Annotated in this window: 16 protein-coding genes and 1 pseudogene; 9 read left to right on the top strand and 8 right to left on the bottom strand. The window is 66.4% G+C overall.

Annotated features, from left to right (window positions below):
• The first annotated feature begins 13 nt into the window (after nucleotides 1–13).
• Nucleotides 14–625 (top strand): LysE/ArgO family amino acid transporter, encoded by a 612-nt coding sequence (locus tag JHW40_RS07810; RefSeq protein ID WP_090611722.1) that lies wholly within the window; start codon nucleotides 14–16, stop codon nucleotides 623–625.
• A 4-nt stretch (nucleotides 626–629) separates the two neighbouring features.
• Here JHW40_RS07810 and JHW40_RS07805 read toward each other — a convergent pair whose 3' ends face one another.
• Nucleotides 630–2,135, bottom strand: coding sequence for a 2-isopropylmalate synthase (locus JHW40_RS07805; RefSeq protein WP_090611724.1), 1,506 nt, complete (start codon nucleotides 2,133–2,135; stop codon nucleotides 630–632).
• Between the two features lie 133 nt (nucleotides 2,136–2,268).
• Here JHW40_RS07805 and JHW40_RS07800 point away from each other — a divergent pair, with 133 nt between their 5' ends.
• Nucleotides 2,269–3,930 (top strand): NAD+ synthase, encoded by a 1,662-nt coding sequence (locus JHW40_RS07800; protein WP_090611726.1) that lies wholly within the window; start codon nucleotides 2,269–2,271, stop codon nucleotides 3,928–3,930.
• Nucleotides 3,931–4,007: 77 nt separating this feature from the next.
• Here JHW40_RS07800 and JHW40_RS07795 read toward each other — a convergent pair whose 3' ends face one another.
• From JHW40_RS07795 to JHW40_RS07780, 4 genes are all read right to left on the bottom strand, one after another.
• Complete coding sequence (locus JHW40_RS07795) at nucleotides 4,008–5,573, bottom strand: ABC transporter ATP-binding protein (protein ID WP_090611729.1); 1,566 nt, start codon at nucleotides 5,571–5,573, stop codon at nucleotides 4,008–4,010.
• Complete coding sequence (locus tag JHW40_RS07790; protein WP_090611732.1) at nucleotides 5,570–6,382, bottom strand: ABC transporter permease; 813 nt, start codon at nucleotides 6,380–6,382, stop codon at nucleotides 5,570–5,572. Before JHW40_RS07790 ends, JHW40_RS07795 begins: the two co-directional genes overlap by 4 nt.
• On the bottom strand, nucleotides 6,379–7,320 hold the full coding sequence (locus JHW40_RS07785) for an ABC transporter permease (protein ID WP_090611735.1): 942 nt from the start codon (nucleotides 7,318–7,320) through the stop codon (nucleotides 6,379–6,381). The genes JHW40_RS07790 and JHW40_RS07785 overlap by 4 nt, the downstream gene beginning before the upstream one ends.
• Nucleotides 7,321–7,485: 165 nt before the next feature.
• A complete protein-coding gene (locus JHW40_RS07780; RefSeq protein ID WP_090611737.1) occupies nucleotides 7,486–9,126 on the bottom strand; it encodes an MFS transporter in 1,641 nt (546 codons plus the stop codon).
• 398 nt (nucleotides 9,127–9,524) lie between these two features.
• Here JHW40_RS07780 and JHW40_RS07775 point away from each other — a divergent pair, with 398 nt between their 5' ends.
• The 3 genes from JHW40_RS07775 to JHW40_RS07765 all read left to right on the top strand — a co-directional run bounded on the left by JHW40_RS07775 (nucleotide 9,525) and on the right by JHW40_RS07765 (nucleotide 12,406).
• A complete protein-coding gene (locus tag JHW40_RS07775; protein WP_090611740.1) occupies nucleotides 9,525–10,448 on the top strand; it encodes a L,D-transpeptidase in 924 nt (307 codons plus the stop codon).
• 140 nt (nucleotides 10,449–10,588) lie between these two features.
• Nucleotides 10,589–11,443, top strand: coding sequence for a hypothetical protein (locus JHW40_RS07770; protein ID WP_090611743.1), 855 nt, complete (start codon nucleotides 10,589–10,591; stop codon nucleotides 11,441–11,443).
• A gap of 27 nt (nucleotides 11,444–11,470) precedes the next feature.
• A complete protein-coding gene (locus JHW40_RS07765; RefSeq protein WP_090611849.1) occupies nucleotides 11,471–12,406 on the top strand; it encodes a lytic transglycosylase domain-containing protein in 936 nt (311 codons plus the stop codon).
• A gap of 9 nt (nucleotides 12,407–12,415) precedes the next feature.
• Here the strand turns inward: JHW40_RS07765 and JHW40_RS07760 are convergent, their stop codons facing one another.
• Nucleotides 12,416–12,577 (bottom strand): hypothetical protein, encoded by a 162-nt coding sequence (locus JHW40_RS07760; RefSeq protein ID WP_170851796.1) that lies wholly within the window; start codon nucleotides 12,575–12,577, stop codon nucleotides 12,416–12,418.
• Between the two features lie 224 nt (nucleotides 12,578–12,801).
• Between JHW40_RS07760 and JHW40_RS24155 the strand changes: the two are divergent.
• Nucleotides 12,802–13,062 (top strand): annotated as a pseudogene (locus tag JHW40_RS24155) (hypothetical protein); the annotation flags it as partial.
• 41 nt (nucleotides 13,063–13,103) lie between these two features.
• Here the strand turns inward: JHW40_RS24155 and JHW40_RS07750 are convergent.
• Together JHW40_RS07750 and JHW40_RS07745 are read right to left on the bottom strand one after the other, a co-directional pair.
• Nucleotides 13,104–13,277: a hypothetical protein gene (locus JHW40_RS07750; protein ID WP_170851797.1), complete on the bottom strand. Its 174-nt coding sequence runs from the start codon at nucleotides 13,275–13,277 to the stop codon at nucleotides 13,104–13,106.
• A 102-nt stretch (nucleotides 13,278–13,379) separates the two neighbouring features.
• On the bottom strand, nucleotides 13,380–13,640 hold the full coding sequence (locus JHW40_RS07745) for a DUF2312 domain-containing protein (protein ID WP_090611747.1): 261 nt from the start codon (nucleotides 13,638–13,640) through the stop codon (nucleotides 13,380–13,382).
• Between the two features lie 146 nt (nucleotides 13,641–13,786).
• Between JHW40_RS07745 and JHW40_RS07740 the strand changes: the two genes are divergently transcribed.
• The 3 genes from JHW40_RS07740 to JHW40_RS07730 all read left to right on the top strand — a co-directional run bounded on the left by JHW40_RS07740 (nucleotide 13,787) and on the right by JHW40_RS07730 (nucleotide 16,051).
• Nucleotides 13,787–14,014 carry a hypothetical protein gene (locus JHW40_RS07740; protein WP_090611749.1) on the top strand — a complete coding sequence of 76 codons (228 nt, stop codon included), beginning with the start codon at nucleotides 13,787–13,789 and terminating at the stop codon, nucleotides 14,012–14,014.
• 5 nt (nucleotides 14,015–14,019) lie between these two features.
• Nucleotides 14,020–14,469, top strand: coding sequence for a D-aminoacyl-tRNA deacylase (gene dtd, locus JHW40_RS07735; protein ID WP_090611751.1), 450 nt, complete (start codon nucleotides 14,020–14,022; stop codon nucleotides 14,467–14,469).
• A gap of 220 nt (nucleotides 14,470–14,689) precedes the next feature.
• Complete coding sequence (locus JHW40_RS07730; protein WP_090611753.1) at nucleotides 14,690–16,051, top strand: DEAD/DEAH box helicase; 1,362 nt, start codon at nucleotides 14,690–14,692, stop codon at nucleotides 16,049–16,051.
• Nucleotides 16,052–16,111 lie beyond the last annotated feature (60 nt).

The raw sequence follows: 16,111 nt of genomic DNA, 5'->3' as shown, positions 1-16,111 counted from the left end.
GTTGGGGAACAGCATGAGCCTTGCGATCTTTGTGACCGGCCTGACGATGGGCCTTGGGCTGATCGTCGCGATCGGGGCGCAGAACGCCTTTGTGCTGCGGCAGGGGCTGCGGGGGCAGCATGTCTTTGCCGTCTGCCTGACCTGCGCGCTGTCGGATGCGATGCTGATCCTGCTGGGCGTGACCAGCTTTGGCCGGATCGCCGCATGGCTGCCCTGGATCGACCCGGTGATGCGCTATGGCGGCGCGGCCTTCCTGATCGCCTATGGCGCGCGCAGCCTGCACTCGGCCCTTGGTCCGGCCGGGGCGCTGATCGTGACCGAGGGGTCACGCCCTGCCCCGCTTGGCCCGACGCTGCTGACCTGTCTGGCGTTCACATGGCTGAACCCGCATGTCTGGCTGGATACGGTGGTGCTGCTGGGCACGATCTCGACCCGCTTTCCCGGCCAGCAGGCGGCCTTTGCGGCGGGCGCCATGAGCGGATCGGTGCTGTTCTTCTTTGCGCTGGGTTACGCGGCACGCTGGCTGCGCCCGGTCTTTGCGCGCCCTTCGGCATGGCGGGTGCTGGAGGGGCTGATCGCACTGGTCATGTGGGCGATCGCGCTGAAACTGATCCGAGGCGCGTGACCCGTTACGGCGTATCGGGCGCGGGGGCGCCGTCCTGCGGCATCTCGGGCATCTCGGCCCCGTCACTTTCGGGCGTGTCAGCATCAGCGGTGTCACCATCAGCCCCGTCGCTCTCGGGCGCGGGTCCGGCCTCGACCAATGTGTTGTCGCGCCATTCGCCCGCGGCAACCTGACCCGTGGCATAGCGCATCACGCCCTGACCCTGCCGTTTGCCGGCCTCGAAATGGCCCTCGTAGATATCGCCATTGGGATAGGTGGCGGTGCCGTCGCCGTCGATCTCTCCGGCAGCCCAGCCGCCTTCATAGATAAACCCGTTGGGAGAGGTCAGCTTGCCCCGCCCCTCGCGCAGACCAGCCACGAAACTGCCGGTATAGACGGTGCCGTCGGGATAGGTCGCCTGCCCTTCGCCATGACGCTGCCCGTCCTGCCAACTGCCGGTATAGACATAGCCGTCGGGATAGGACATCCGCCCCTGCCCGTCATTGCGGGCATTCCTGAAGCTGCCCTCATAGATCATGCCATTGGCATAGGTGGCCTTGCCGTCGCCCTCGATCACGCCCGCGACCCATTGGCCCTCATAGGTCGAGCCGTCGGGATAGGTGATCCGGCCATTGCCGTCGGGCCGGTCGGCCTTCATCTGGCCGACATAGACCGAACCGTCGGGATAGGTGATCCGGCCCTGTCCCTCCATCCGGCCCTCGACCCAGTCGCCGGTATAGACATAGCCGTCGGTGCCGGTGAAGGTGCCTTGCCCGTGGCGCTGATCGGCCACGAAACGCCCCTCATAGACATCGCCATTGGCATAGGTGGCGACGCCCTCGCCCTCGCGGCGGCCCCCCTGCATCCGGCCCTCGTAACGGTCGCCCGACGCCTGCACCAGAATGCCATCGCCCGACATCTGGCCCGCAGCCCAGATGCCGTCATAGGTCATCCCGTCGGGCATGGTCAGCTTGCCCTTGCCCGCGCGCTGACCCGCCAGCATGCCGCCTTCATAGGTCGCGCCATCGGGATAGGTGATCCGGCCCTGCCCCTCCTTGACGCCCGCGTTCCATTCGCCCTCATAGCGATAGCCGTTGGGCTGGGTCAGCACGCCCCGGCCCTGATGCAGCCCGCGCGCGAACTGGCCGACATAGACCGAGCCATTGGCGTAACGGGCCTCGCCCTCGCCGGTGATCTCGCCGCCGATCCAGTCGCCCTCATAGCTGCCGCCATCGGGATAGGTGATCCGGCCCTTGCCGTCGGGCTTGCCCTTGGCGAAATGGCCCTCATAGACCGAGCCGTTGGGGAAGGTCGCGCGGCCCTGGCCCAGGATCTCTCCCTCGACCCAGTCGCCCTCGTATTGGTAACCATTGGGCAGCGTATAGGCGCCCTGACCATGCTGGCGGCCGTTGCGGAAGGTGCCCTCATAGACACCGCCATCATCGTATTCCTTGGTGATGACCTGCGCATCCACCGCGCCCGCCATCGCTAGCGCGCCGATCAGAACCGCTGCCCGTGTCGCCGCCTTCATCGTCCATGCCCTTCTTCTTTTGCCCCATGGTCTAGCGCATGGGAACGGTCCGCGCAAAGGGCGACTTTCACTTGGCCCCGCGATCCCCTATCTGTGAGCCGGGCATAATCGCGCAACGAACAGGGACATGACCATGAGCGAAGGTTTCCGCCTGACCATCGGCCAGTTGAACGCCACCGTCGGCGATCTGGAGGGCAATGCATCCAAGGCCCGCGCCGCATGGGAGACCGCGAAAGCGGCCGGGGCGGACATGCTGGCGCTGCCGGAAATGTTCATCACCGGCTATCAGACGCAGGATCTGGTGCTGAAACCCGCCTTCACCGATGACGCGGTGGCAGCGATCACCGCGCTTGGCACATCCCTGACCGGTGGCCCGGCGATCGGCATCGGCGGGCCGTGGCGCGATACGGATGGCAAGCTGTATAACGCCTGGTGGGTATTCAGCGATGGCAGGCTGGTCGCGCGGGTGCTGAAGCATCATCTGCCCTATGAGCAGCTGTTCGACGAATTGCGGCTGTTCCGCTCGGGGCCGATCAGCGGGCCTTACGTCGTGGGCAATGCCCGCATCGGATCGCCGATCTGCGAGGACAGCTGGTATCCCGACGTGGCCGAGACGCTGGCCGAGACCGGGGCCGGCATCCTGATCGTGCCCAACGGCAGCCCCTATCACCGCGACAAGCTGGACCTGCGCATGGGCCATATGGTCGGCCGCGTGGTCGAGACCGGGCTGCCGCTGGTCTATGTCAACCTTGTCGGCGGGCAGGACGATCAGATCTATGACGGCGCCAGCTTCGTGCTGAACCCCGGCGGGCGGAAGGTCGTGCAGTTGCCGCCCTTCGAGGAGGCCATCGCCCATGTCGATTTCACCCTGACCGACGAGGGCTGGCGGGCCGAACCCGGCCAGATGGCCCCGCAGCCAGATGCCTGGGAACAGGATTATCAGGCGATGATGCTGGGTCTGCGCGACTATCTGCGCAAATCGGGTTTTGGCAAGGTGGTGCTGGGCATGTCCGGCGGCATCGATTCCGCGCTGGTCGCCACCATCGCCGCCGATGCCATCGGCCCGGAAAACGTCCGCTGCGTGATGCTGCCGTCGGAATATACCTCCCGGACCAGTCTGGACGATGCCGCCGATTGCGCGATGCGTCTGGGGGCAAGGCTGGATACGGTCCATATCGAAGGCCCCCGCGATGCCGTGGGCGGCGCGCTGGCGCATCTGATGGAGGGCACCAGCCCCGATACAACCGAGGAAAACATCCAGTCCCGCCTGCGCGGGGTGATGCTGATGGCGATTTCCAACAAGTTCGGGGAAATGCTGCTGACCACCGGCAACAAGTCCGAGGTCGCCGTGGGTTATGCCACGATCTATGGCGACATGGCGGGGGGCTATAACCCGATCAAGGATCTGTACAAGACGCGGGTGTTTCAGACCTGCCGCTGGCGCAATGCCAATCACCGCCCGTGGATGATGGGTCCGGCGGGCGAGGTGATCCCGCCCCGGATCATCGCGAAACCGCCCTCGGCCGAGCTGCGCCCCGACCAGAAGGACGAGGATTCGCTGCCGCCCTATGAGGTTCTGGACCGGATTCTGGAGGGGCTGATCGAAAAGGATCTGGCGCTGAAGGATCTGGTCGCCGAAGGCTTTGACGCAGAGACGGTGCGGCGGGTGGAAACGCTGCTGTATACCAGCGAGTGGAAACGCTATCAGGCGGCGCCGGGGCCACGGATCTCGACCAGGGCCTTCTGGCTGGACCGGCGCTATCCGCTGATCAACCGGTGGCGCGACCGGCTGTAATCGGTCTGGGGGGCGCTGCCCCCGTCGCTGCGCGACTCCCCCCGGGATATTTGTACACCAAAGATGGTTGGGCGTCGTCAGGCGGGGGCAGGCATCCAGTCGGCGGGGATGCGAGGCATGGCGGCGACGAGGCGTTGTGTCGCCGGGTGGCGCGGGGTGTCGATGACCTGACAGGTCGGGCCTTCTTCGACGATGCGGCCCCGATCCATCACCAGCACCCGGTCGGTGATGCCGCGCACGACGCCCAGATCGTGGCTGATGAACAGATAGCTCAGCCCGTGGCTGCGGCGCAGATCGGCCAGCAGATCCAGCACCTGCGCGCGGATGCGGACATCGAGGGCGCTGACGGCCTCGTCCAGTACGATCAGCGCAGGGCGGGTGATGAGCGCCCGGGCGATGGCGATGCGCTGGCGTTGGCCGCCGCTGAATTCGTGGATGTATTTGCGCCCGTCGGCGGGGGACAGGCCGACCTGTTCCAGCGCCTGATCCACCCGCGCGCGCCAGTCCGGGGGGCGGCGGGTCAGGTAGAAGGGTTCGGCGATCAGCTGTTCCACCCGCCAGCGGGGGTCGAAGCTGCCGAACGGGTCCTGAAAGACCACCTGCATCCGGGCGCGCAGGGCGCGCGGCATCCGGCGTCCTGCCGTGACCTGCTGTCCGTCAAGGTGGATCGTGCCGTCCTGAAGCGGTTCCAGTCCGAGGATCGCGCGGGTCAGGGTGGTCTTGCCGCAGCCGCTTTCGCCGACGAGGCCGATGCTTTCGCCCTGCGCGACGGTCAGGCTGGCGCCGTCCACCGCCCTGAGCCTTTCGCCCTTGGGCAGGCGGTAGTCGCGGATCGCGCCCTGCACCTGCAACAGCGGGCCGCCGCGGGTGGCGATCTGCGGCGGGCTGTGGTTCGAGGCCTGAAACAGCGCCTGCGTATAGGGGTGGGCCTGTCTGCGAAAGACGGTTTCGGTGGGGCCGGATTCGACGATACGGCCCGCCTGCATGATCGCGACATGATCGGCCATTCCGGCGATGACGGCCAGATCGTGGGTGATCAGCAGCAGCGACATACCCTGTTCGCGAACCAGCCCGGTCAGCAGTTTCAGGATCTGCGCCTGTGTGGTCACGTCCAGCGCAGTGGTCGGTTCGTCCGCGATCAGCAGGTCGGGCCGATGGGCGATGGCCAGCGCGATGGCGACGCGCTGGCGCTGGCCGCCCGACAGTTCGTGCGGGTAGAGGTCGAGCGGAAAGCGCGGCGCGGTCAGGCCGACCCGGTCCAGAAGCGCGCGGGTCTGCATCCGTGCGTCGGCGCGTGTGATGCTGCGGTGGATCAGCAGGGTTTCGGCCACCTGATCGCCGATGCTCATCAGCGGGTTGAGCGCGGTTGCCGGTTCCTGGAAAACCATCCCGATGCGGCGGCCGCGGATGGCGCACATGGCGCGCTCGGACAGGTCCAGCAGGTTCTGGCCGTCCAGCAGCACCTGACCCGAAGGCCGCGCGGCGCCCGGCAACAGCCCCATGATCGCCAGCGCCGTCAGCGACTTGCCGCTGCCGGATTCGCCCACCAGCCCGGTGATCTGGCCCGGTGCCAGATCCAGCGAGACATCGCGCAGGAAGGGGATATCCGACAGCGAGACCGACAGGTTGCCAAGCCGGATCATCGCCGCGCCCTCAGCCTTGGGTCCAGCGCGTCGCGCAGCCCGTCGCCCAGCAGGTTCAGGCCCAGCACCGTCAGCAGGATGGCAAGGCCGGGAAAGACGGCGACATGGGGGGCAAGTGTGATCATGGTCTGGGCCTCGGCCAGCATCCGCCCCCAGCTGGGGGTGGGCGGCTGCGCGCCAAGGCCGACATAGCTGAGCCCGGCCTCGGCCAGAATGCCGAGGCTGAACTGGATGGTGCCCTGCACGATCAGCAGATGGGCGATATTGGGCAGGATATGCTCAATGCTGATGCGGGCGGGGCCCTTGCCCGCAACCTCGGCCGCGCGGATATAGTCCTGCACCCAGATCGGCAGCGCGCCTGCGCGGGTGACGCGGGCAAAGACGGGGATGTTGAAAATGCCGATGGCGATGATCGCGTTCAGCGCCGACGGGCCGAGGATGGCGGTGATCAGGATGGCGATGACCAGCGAGGGAAAGGCAAAGATCAGGTCGTTGCCGCGCATCACCGCCTGATCCAGCCAGCCGCCATGTCCCGCCGCCGCGATCAGGCCCAGAGGCACGCCCAGCCCCATGCCGATGCCCACCGCCACCAGCGCCACCGCCATCGAGACCTGCGCCCCCGCCATCAGCATCGACAGGATGTCGCGGCCATAGTGGTCCGTGCCCAGCCAATGCGCGACCGAGGGCGGTTGCAGCTTGTCCGCGATCGCCATCTGCGTCACGTCATGGGGCGTCCACACCAGCGCCAGCAGCGCCGCGCCAAGCGCCAGCCCCGCCAGCAGGGCACCGGTCGCCAGCCCGGCCCTCATCCGCGGCGCAGCCTTGGATCGATGAGGCCATAGGCCAGATCGACCAGAAAGGTGACGCAGATCACGGCGGCGACCAGAACCAGCACCGCCGACTGGACGACGATCAGGTCGCGCTGGGTGATGGCCTGAAAGATCAGCCGCCCGAGGCCGGGCAGATAGAACACGTTCTCGATGATGATCGCCCCGGCCAGCAGAAAGGAAAACTGCATGCCCATGATGGTCAGCACCGGAATCATGGCATTGCGCAGCGCATGGCGGCGCAGGGTCTGGGCGCGGCTGAGCCCCTTGGCGCGGGCGGTGCGGATATAGTCGAGATCCTGCGTCTCGATCAGCGCGGAGCGCAGCACGCGGGCAAGGATCGCCGCCTGTGGCAGGGCCAGCGCGAGGCTGGGCAGCAGCAGTGATTTCAGCGCCGCCAGCGGATCGGCCCAGCCGGGAAAGCCGCCCGCCGGAAGCCAACGCAGATTGACCGCGAAAAGCAGCACCAGCAGCATCGCGAACCAGAAATTCGGCAGGGCGATGCCCAGTTGCGTGCCACCCATGACCGCCAGATCGGTGGCCCTTCCGCGCCGCGCGGCAGCCAGCATCGCCACCGGCACGGCGAGCGCCACCGCCAGCACCAGCGCCAGCAGCGCCAGCGGCAGCGACACCTGCAACCGGTCGAGGATCATCCCGGCCACCGGCGTGCGATAGGTGAAGCTGTGGCCCAGATCGCCCCGCAGGATGCCCGCCAGCCATGACAGGTATCGCAGCGGCAAGGGCTGATCGAGGCCCAGTTGCTGGCGCAAAGCCGCCAGCGTCTGGGGCTGCGCGCCGGTGCCCAGCATGAAGCTGGCCGGATCGCCGGGCACCAGCGACACCACCCCGAAGATCACCGCCGAGGCGATGAGCAGGCTGAGCCCCAGTGAGATCACCTGTCGCAGAACATATCGCCACATGGCGGTGACGCTAAAGCGCGCGTGACGCGGGGTAAAGCGCCCTTGCCCGGGGCGGGTGTGGCGGGCGTGTCGCGGGCCAGTGGATATTTGAACACCAGAGATGGGCCATTCGTTTTCTTCCGGGCTGGCGGTCGGGATGAGAAGTTGCGCTGGCGGGGATGCGGGTCATGGGACTTCGAGCTTGCCGATCAGGGGCACGTCATCCTCGGGGGTGACGGTATGGCGCTCGATCATGCGGTGTACGAGCGGATCGCCCTCGCCGCGATGCAGGGCGCGCAGGGCGGTGGTCACCTCGGCGTCGGATTTGGTGCGGCGCAGGTTGTGGCGGACATATTCGTCCCAGGTGGCGATGTGATAGGCCTCGGTCCACAGGTCGGGATATTCCAGATCGCGCAGCAGCGACCAGTTCCGCGCCCCGTCGCGGCGGCGGATATTGCGCCGCTGCTGCATCAGGCGCAGGAATTCGGGCACGTCGTCCTGCTCGATCCGGTAATCGACCATCACCATGACCGGGCCGGAACGGCCGCGCAGGTCCAGCCGCAGCGCCGGTTCGCGGAAGCGGTTCAGGGGTTCCAGATTGACCTTGCCGAATTCCGGCGCCCGGAACCAGAAGCCGATGATCGCACCGGCCAGCAACACCACGCCTGCCCAGGTCAGGGCCTGACCCAATCCTTGCGAGCCCGCCACCGCGCCCCAGATCCACGACCCCGCCGCCATGCCGCCGAAGGTCGCCGTCTGATAGAGCGCCAGCGCCCGGGCCACGACCCAGCGCGGCGTGGACAGCTGCACCGTCACGTTGAACAGCGACAGCGCCATCACCCATGACGCGCCCGCAGGCAGCATCGCCAGCGCATGCAGCCATATCGAGTCGGTCTGTCCCAGCACCACCGCCGCCGCGGCGAAACCGGCGAAGGCCACGCGAATGACGTTTTCATTGTTGAACCGCGCCCGGATCTGCGGATTGACCACCGCGCCGACGATCGCCCCCAGACCGTAGCAGCCCAGCAACCCGCCGAACAGCAGCGAGCCGCCTTGCGGATGGGCCTTGGCCACCAGAGGCAGCAGCGCCAGCACCGAGACACCCGCAAAGCCGAACAACGCGCCGCGCAGGATGACCCGCATCAGGTTGGGCGACAGCACGACATAGCGCAGCCCGGCGCCGACGGCGGGCAGAAATGCCTCTCGTGGCGCGCGGCTGGGGGTGGTGCGGGGCTGCCAGCGCATCAGCGCCCCCAGCAGCGGCAGATAGCTGATCGCATTCACCGTAAAGGCCGCCGCCGCCCCGAAGCCCGCGACGATGAAACCGCCCGCCGCCGGACCCACGCTGCGCATCAGGTTGAAGCCGACCGAGTTCAGCGTCACCGCCGCAGGCAGATCGGCGCGCGGCACCAGATCGCCCATGCTGGCCTGCCACGGCGGGTTGTAGAGCGCCTGCCCCGCCCCGATCAGGAAGGTGAAGCCCAGTAGCAGCCACGGCGTCAGCAACCCCTGCCATGCCACCACCGCCAGCGCGACAGAGACCGCCAGCATGATCAGCTGCGCCGTCAGCAGGATCACCTTGCGCGGAAAGATATCGGCCAGCGCCCCCGAGGCCAGCGCCAGCAGCATGATCGGCAATGTGTTCGAGGCCTGCACCAATGCGATCAGCGTCGCGCTGTCGGTCAGCTGCGTCATCAGCCATGCCGCGCCGACCGCCTGCACCAGACCGCCGAAATTCGACACCAGCGTGGCGCTCCACAACAGCCGGAAATCCGCATGACGGAACGGGGCAAGGGCTGAAGGCGGGGGCGGAACGGCGTCTGGCACAGCTTGGTGGATCTTTATGGGGTTTCGGGGCGAACCCTAGGACGGCTGGCGCATGGGGGCAATCCATCGGCGGCGGTGATCTGCGTCATGCGGACGCATTCCCGGATCCCGTGCTGCGACCTTATGCGGCAACCTCACGAAGACCGGGCCGCGTGATGACGCAGATTTGTTCCAGCACCTGCGCAAATTTGAACGAATGCCGCATGCCCGCCACAGAGGCGGAAAAAACCTTGACGCCCCGGCCGTGCAGGGGTTGACGCGCCCCATACATGACAGGCTGATGAAACCCAGCATGACGCCCCGGCCCGGTTCTGCCACCGGGCGACAGGGGAATTGTAGTATGGCTGCTGCGGATGTATCGGAACCCGGTGCCCGCTGAGACAAAGGATAACAGAAGAATGCGCCTCGCTTTCATGATTACGGCACTGGCCTTTGGGCTGGCAGCCTGCTCGGATACGAGCCGATATACCATGCCCGTCGCCAATGGTGAGGTTCCGGCGATCTATCAGGCCCGTCAGGATACCGGGCCGAATGGCGAGCCGATCACGATCCCGGCGGTTCGCGCGGCCTATCTGAACGAACGCAACCAGCGCCAGCGCGTGCCCTATAACGGCACCGAGGCACCCGGCTCGATCGTCGTGGACCCCTATGCGCGGGTCCTGTATCATGTGCTGGAAAACGGCGAGGCGATGCGCTTTGGCGTGGCCGTGGGCCGGGCCGGGACCGGCTATTACGGCACCGCCACGATCCGCCGCAAGGCCCGCTGGCCCAGCTGGCGCCCGACCGACAACATGATCCGCACCCAGCCCGAACTGTATGCCCAGTTCGCGGGCGGCGTGGCGGGCGGCACGGAAAACCCGCTGGGGTCGCGCGCGCTGTATCTGTATGAAGGCGACCGCGACACCTATTACCGCATCCACGGCACGCTGGACCCGTCCTCGGTCGGCAAGGCCACCTCGGCCGGTTGTATCCGCCTGTTCAATCAGGACATCATGGACCTGTTCGACGAGGTTTCGACCGGCACCACTGTCCGGGTGCGCAGCCAGTCCGAAAGCCGCCAGATGGAAGGACCGCTGATCGAGACGCCCGAAGGCTATGTCCTGCCCGCGTCCGAGGCCGCGGCGCTTGGTTATACCGACAGCTCGCAGCCCTTCGTGACCGCCGATCCGACGCCGGCCGCAACGACCGCCGCGGCGCAGATCGCCGATCCCTATGCGCAGCAGGCGGTCGCCTTTGCGCCTCAGGTCTCGGACCCTTTCGCGGATATGACCACGGATACCGCCTTCGTCTCGCCGGTGGAAAGCGCCGTTCCCGCGCGCTGAACCCACTTGGGACGTGACTTCGACAGACCCCGGCCATCGGTCGGGGTCTTTCCAATTGCAAATTCCGGTCCGGTGTCGCAATCTGCGCCCGTATCGCAGCCGCCGATCCGCCTTGTCGATCCGCATTAACGAGAGCGAAGATGCCCAATTATTCCAAGCGCGAACAGGACCTTCTGTCCAACAGCCAGCAGAAACTCAGCACCGCCAGCCGACAGCCGCAACTGGCCGCGCTGGATGACGCCGCGTTGATGGGTCTGATCGACAGCATCCGGAAGGCGCAGGCTGCCGCAGGCCCCGAAGGTGTCGGCGGCGAAAAGACGGCGGCGGACCTGATGAAGGCCGCGCTGAACCGCGCCAGTGCCGAACGCCGCAAACGCGGGCTGAAACCGGGCGGGGCGCCGCGCGCGGCTGCCGCGAAACCGGCTGCCACCACGCGCAGCACCGACGCGACGGCCAGACGTACTGCGGCAGCCAAGCCCGCGACCGCCAAACCCGCGACCGCAGCAAAGCCCGAAGCCGAAAAGTCCGGCACCGTCGTGCGCAGCAAGGCGCGCCGTGCGCCCGCCACGACACCCCGCAAGCCCGCAGGCCGCAAAGCCGCCGACAGCCGCAAGACGGACCTTCGCACCGGCTCTCGCCGTGTCGCCAAGGCACCTGCGGCCAGCACCGAGGTCGAAAGCCCGGTCAGGGCTGTCGCGCCGGTGGCCGTCGTCGCCACCCCCGCGCCCAAGGTCAAGGCCCCGAAAGCCCCGGCTGCTGACAAGCAGGCTGCCAAGGACGCCCGCAAGGCTGCGCGCAAAGCCGCCAAAGAGGCCGAGAAAGCGGCTCTCAAGGCAGAGCGCAAGGCCGCCAGGGAAGCCGAAAAGGCAGCCCGCAAGGCCGAACGCAAAGCCGCCAAAGAGGCTGAAAAGGCCGCCCGCAAGGCCGAAAAGAAGTCAGCGAACAAGGCGGCGAACAAGAAGAAATCCGGCAAGAAGAAGAACGCCGGGGCCTGATTGCCCGGCCCTGTGGTGGCGGTCGCCATGAAGCGCATTCCTGCCCTGCTCCTATCGCTCTGGCTGGCGCTGATCTGGCTGATGGCGGGCACCGCGATGGCGGCCCCCGCCGTCGATGCGGTCGAGGGTCGCGCGCCCCTGCCCGACAGCGAAAAGATCCGCTGCACCGATGACGGGCGCGACTGCGTGCGGCTGGACGCCTATGTCGCCGATGTCTGCAAGCTGATCGAGCGGAACGCGACGCAGAACGGGCTGGACCCGAATTTCCTGGCCCGGCTGCTGTGGAAGGAAAGCCGGTTCGAGCCGGGGGCGATCAGCCCGGTCGGCGCGCAGGGCATCGCGCAGTTCATGCCCGGCACCGCCGATCTCTATGACCTGCACGACCCGTTCAACCCGGCGCAGGCAATCGTCAAGGCGGCGTGGTATCTGCGCTATCTGACCGATACCTTCGGCAGCATCGGCATGGCCGCAATCGCCTATAACGGCGGCGAGAACCGGGCCGCCCGCTTTGTCGCCCGCCAGACGACCCTGCCCTATGAGACGCTGGATTATGTCGAGGCGATCACCGGCCACGACGCCCTGTCATGGCGCGACAACCCGCCCAAACCCGAGGATCTGCGGCTGGCGCTGAATCCCGACCTGCCCTTCCGTGCCGCCTGCGAGAAACTGGGCGGAGACCGCCAGCTGCGCGAGTTCATGGTGCAGCCGCGCGTCCATCCCTGGGGGGTGATCGTCGCCAGCCATCCCAGCCAGTCGGGCGCGGCGCAACAGGTCTCGCGGCTGAACCGCTCGCTGCGGCCGATCCTCGAAGGCAGGCGCGTCGGTTACGTCCGCAAACGGCTGACGGGAATGCAGCGCGCGGTCTATACCGCACAGGTCGGGTTCGACAGCCGCAACGAGGCCGCCAGCTTCTGCCTGCGCCTGCAACGTCTGGGCGGACGCTGTATCGTGCTGGCGAACTGAACGGGTGCTTCAGCCGCAATCCTTCCGCAGCCGCTGAATGAAATCGGACAGGGCGCGTTCCATCCAGACGGCCGGTTCGCCTTCGGGTTGCCATTCGGGAAAATGGCCATCGACATACATGCGTACCAGTCCATAGACCAATGCGCGGCAGGACAGCCCGACAGTGCTCACGTCGCCGCATTATTCCCTACGCTCAAGTCCGGCCGTTATCCAGAAATAACGCAATCGTATCCCTGGACATAATCATTCAGACATACTGTCATGCAAGCCGCCGCCCTCTGCCAGTCTACGCTCGGTTGGCAGATTACCGTCGGAAGAATGCGGTCGTCTCCCGCGCCGGCCAGCAATACGCCCTGACCGCTGTATCGGACCGCCGGCGCTTGCTGCGGCAATGTCTGTCGGCAGGCCTGGAGGTGGATCCCGGGACGGCGCGGCCCTTTGCCTTCGCCGCGCTCCGGCATGGCGCGGTCGCCACGATCCGTGCGGAAGAAGGGCAGCTTGAGAGCGGCCTTGATCGGCTGGAGGCGGCGCTCGACACGCTCTGATTGAACCCCCTCGCCTTTCCGCGCAATCCTTATCACCATCTGGTCAAGCATTATCGGGACAGACGGCTGCAGGCCGGTCAAGCAAACGATCCCGAGCTCGACGCGAAGTTAGGGCGTGTTACCATTATTCCGCATATCAGCGGATATGCTATTCATTTGAAATAAATGAGATAAGCGAAGCGCAGTATGAATTGATCCGCCCCTATCTGCCCGTCCAGCGCGGGAAGCCCGACATCATGTTCCGAGCCTTCCTGAACTTCGTCCTCATCGCCGACATGCTCACGGGTTGACACGCCCTGAAGTGACAATGCCGCCGGACGTACCATTCGATGGGCTTTCCGCGGGTCTCAGCCCAGCTTGCCGTCGGGCCGGAAGAAGTGCGCCAGCGGCAGCGAGGCGCGGCCGCGGACCAGGTCCGACCAGTGGGTTCAGATCATACCCAGCGCCTGTTTGTAGACGTCAAGGATCGCTTCCTGCTCGGCCAGTTCGTCCTTGTCCTTCTTGCGCAGGCTGACGATCGTCCTCAGCGCCTTGGAATCATAGCCGCGCGCCTTGCTTTCAGCATAGATCTCCTTGATCTGCTCGGCGATGTCCTTCTTCTCGGCTTCCAGATGCTCGATCTGTTCGACGAACTGGCGAAGTTCGCCGGCGGTGACGTTGTACTGGTCCTGTGCGCCCGGCTGATCCATGATGCGTTTCCCTATGCAATCTGTCGTTCGGCGGCAGGCCGCCCGGCCCCGCGCTGATTGCGCTTCCAATAGGCGCTCTTGCCGCAAGGTGCAATCGCCGCTAGGGCAAGGTCCGGCACATGACGCGGCGATAAGGGAGCCTTGGGATGAGCGTGTTCGAGACCATGATCTGGGCCGGGGCGGCTGTGACGCTGGCGGGGCTGGCGGCGCTGATCTGGTGCATCTTCACCGTAGCCCGCGCAAGGCGGCAGGGGCTGGATGACGAGGCATTGCGCCTCAAGATGCGCAGCGTGCTGGCGGTGAATATGGCGGCGCTGGCGGCCTCGGCGCTGGGGCTGATCGCCGTCGTTACCGGCATCATTCTGGCGCCCTGAGCAACATGAGGGCGTTGATCCAGCGCGTTTGCGAAGCCTCGGTCTCGATCGGGGGGCAGGTGATCGGACGCTGCGGGCCGGGGCTGCTGATTCTGGTCTGCGCGATGCGCGGCGATGACGAGGCCACAGCCGCAAAGCTGGCCGCCCGCGTGGCCCGGCTGCGGATCTTCCGCGACGATCAGGGGCGGATGAATCGCTCGGTTCTGGATATGGATGGCTCGGCTCTGGTCATCAGCCAGTTCACGCTGGCGGCGGATACGCGCACGGGGAACCGCCCCGGATTTTCCTCGGCTGCGGCACCCGAAGATGGTCAGCGGCTGTATCAGCATTTCGCCGATTGCCTGCGCGATCAGGGGGTTGCGACCGATCAGGGACGGTTCGGCGCCGATATGCAGGTGGCGCTGATCAATGACGGTCCGGTCACGATCTGGCTGGACAGCACCGACCGCGCTTGACTTTCCCGCCGCAACAGCCCATCTGGCACTGGTCGATGCCTGCTGCCGCGTGAGCAGCCGCGTTCCAATCGCCAACGGCCCGACCCCTGAATTCATCAGTTTCCCATTCACGCGGGGAGGCAGCGGGCACCTGTATCACGCCCGCACCCCTGCCATTCGTCGCGCATCAGCGCGGCCCGATCCTGCATCCGATACGGGGATGCCGGAATGAAAAGACATTATGGATAACAATAAACGTCCCCGCCGTTTCCGTGACGGCAATTCCCCGCGCCCGGCCCAGTCGCATTTCTCGCCCAATGCCGGACGCAACGCACCGGCGCGCGAACCTTTGGCCACCGGGCCGTTCGCGGATATGGGGATCGACCATCGCATCAACGCCAATATTGCCGCCATGGGCCTGACCCGGCCGACGCCGATTCAAGAGCAGGGCATCCCCGCCGTGGTCGAAGGCCGCGACGTGATGGGCCTTGCCCAGACCGGCACCGGCAAGACCGCAGCTTTCGGGCTGCCGATGCTGACCCGGCTGATCAAATACGGCAAGAAGCCCGACCCCAAGACCTGCCGCGCGCTGATCCTTGCGCCGACGCGGGAACTGGCGACGCAGATCGCCACCAATATCGAAGCCTATGCCGAAGGCACGCCGATCCGGTCCTATCGCGTGGTGGGCGGTGCCTCGATCAACGTCCAGACCGAGCGGCTGTCGCGCGGCGTGGATGTGCTGATCGCCACGCCCGGCCGCCTGATCGACCTGATCGAGCGCCGTGCCATTGACCTGCGCGAGACCACCTATCTGGTGCTGGACGAGGCCGACCAGATGCTGGACATCGGCTTTATCCACGCGCTGCGCCGGATCGCGAAGATGTTGCCGAAACAGCGCCAGACACTGCTGTTTTCGGCCACCATGCCGAAGCTGATGGAGGAACTGGCCGCGACCTATCTGACCAATCCGGTCCGGGTCGCCGTGAACCCTCCGGGTCAGGCCGCGAAAAAGATCGACCAGGGCGTGCATTTCGTCAGTCAGGGCGACAAGGCGACGCTGCTGGCCGAATATCTGTCGAAACATATCGGCGAACTGGCGATCGTCTTTGGCCGCACCAAGCATGGTTCGGACAAGCTGGCGCGGTTGCTGGAAAAGTGGGGCTTTTCGGTCGCCGCGATCCACGGCAACAAAAGCCAGGGTCAGCGTGAACGCGCGCTGGAGGCCTTCCGCAAGGGTCAGACGCAGGTGTTGGTTGCGACCGATGTCGCCGCGCGCGGGCTGGATATCCCCGAGGTCGCGCATGTCTATAACTATGACCTGCCGAACGTGCCGGACAACTATATCCACCGCATCGGTCGCACCGCGCGTGCCGGACGTGACGGCCGTGCCGTCGCCTTCTGCGCCCCGGCTGAAATCGACGAGCTGCGCGCCATCGAAAAGACGATGAAGACCTCGATCCCGGTGATCGGGGGCGAGGCGCCGCCGGCGCAGGCAACGTCCTCTCGTGCGGCCAAGGGCCGGCCTGCCCGCCCCAATGGCGGCAATGCCCGCCCGGCGCGGCGCCCCTCGCGCAAACCTGCGGGGCAACGCTCGAACGCATAAGCGCGGGCTGTCAGAACAGGAAAGGGCCGCGGGATCATCCGCGGCCCTTTTTCATCCGGC

The sequence above is a fragment of the Paracoccus alcaliphilus genome, assembly GCF_028553725.1.
Lineage (GTDB): Bacteria > Pseudomonadota > Alphaproteobacteria > Rhodobacterales > Rhodobacteraceae > Paracoccus > Paracoccus alcaliphilus.
The sequence above is the reverse complement of the archived record's forward strand: the minus strand, read 5'-3'. Positions and strand labels throughout refer to the sequence as shown.

What these genes read in the sequence shown, in the direction of transcription:
- JHW40_RS07800 (WP_090611726.1), top strand. Translation starts at nt 2,269, where the DNA reads ATGAGCGAAGGTTTCCGCCTGACCATCGGCCAGTTGAACGCCACCGTC.
- JHW40_RS07785 (WP_090611735.1), bottom strand. Translation starts at nt 7,320, where the DNA reads ATGTGGCGATATGTTCTGCGACAGGTGATCTCACTGGGGCTCAGCCTG.
- JHW40_RS07790 (WP_090611732.1), bottom strand. Translation starts at nt 6,382, where the DNA reads ATGAGGGCCGGGCTGGCGACCGGTGCCCTGCTGGCGGGGCTGGCGCTT.
- JHW40_RS07730 (WP_090611753.1), top strand. Translation starts at nt 14,690, where the DNA reads ATGGATAACAATAAACGTCCCCGCCGTTTCCGTGACGGCAATTCCCCG.
- JHW40_RS07740 (WP_090611749.1), top strand. Translation starts at nt 13,787, where the DNA reads ATGAGCGTGTTCGAGACCATGATCTGGGCCGGGGCGGCTGTGACGCTG.
- JHW40_RS07765 (WP_090611849.1), top strand. Translation starts at nt 11,471, where the DNA reads ATGAAGCGCATTCCTGCCCTGCTCCTATCGCTCTGGCTGGCGCTGATC.
- JHW40_RS07775 (WP_090611740.1), top strand. Translation starts at nt 9,525, where the DNA reads ATGCGCCTCGCTTTCATGATTACGGCACTGGCCTTTGGGCTGGCAGCC.
- JHW40_RS07750 (WP_170851797.1), bottom strand. Translation starts at nt 13,277, where the DNA reads ATGGTACGTCCGGCGGCATTGTCACTTCAGGGCGTGTCAACCCGTGAG.
- JHW40_RS07745 (WP_090611747.1), bottom strand. Translation starts at nt 13,640, where the DNA reads ATGGATCAGCCGGGCGCACAGGACCAGTACAACGTCACCGCCGGCGAA.
- JHW40_RS07810 (WP_090611722.1), top strand. Translation starts at nt 14, where the DNA reads ATGAGCCTTGCGATCTTTGTGACCGGCCTGACGATGGGCCTTGGGCTG.
- JHW40_RS07805 (WP_090611724.1), bottom strand. Translation starts at nt 2,135, where the DNA reads ATGAAGGCGGCGACACGGGCAGCGGTTCTGATCGGCGCGCTAGCGATG.
- dtd (WP_090611751.1), top strand. Translation starts at nt 14,020, where the DNA reads ATGAGGGCGTTGATCCAGCGCGTTTGCGAAGCCTCGGTCTCGATCGGG.
- JHW40_RS07770 (WP_090611743.1), top strand. Translation starts at nt 10,589, where the DNA reads ATGCCCAATTATTCCAAGCGCGAACAGGACCTTCTGTCCAACAGCCAG.
- JHW40_RS07795 (WP_090611729.1), bottom strand. Translation starts at nt 5,573, where the DNA reads ATGATCCGGCTTGGCAACCTGTCGGTCTCGCTGTCGGATATCCCCTTC.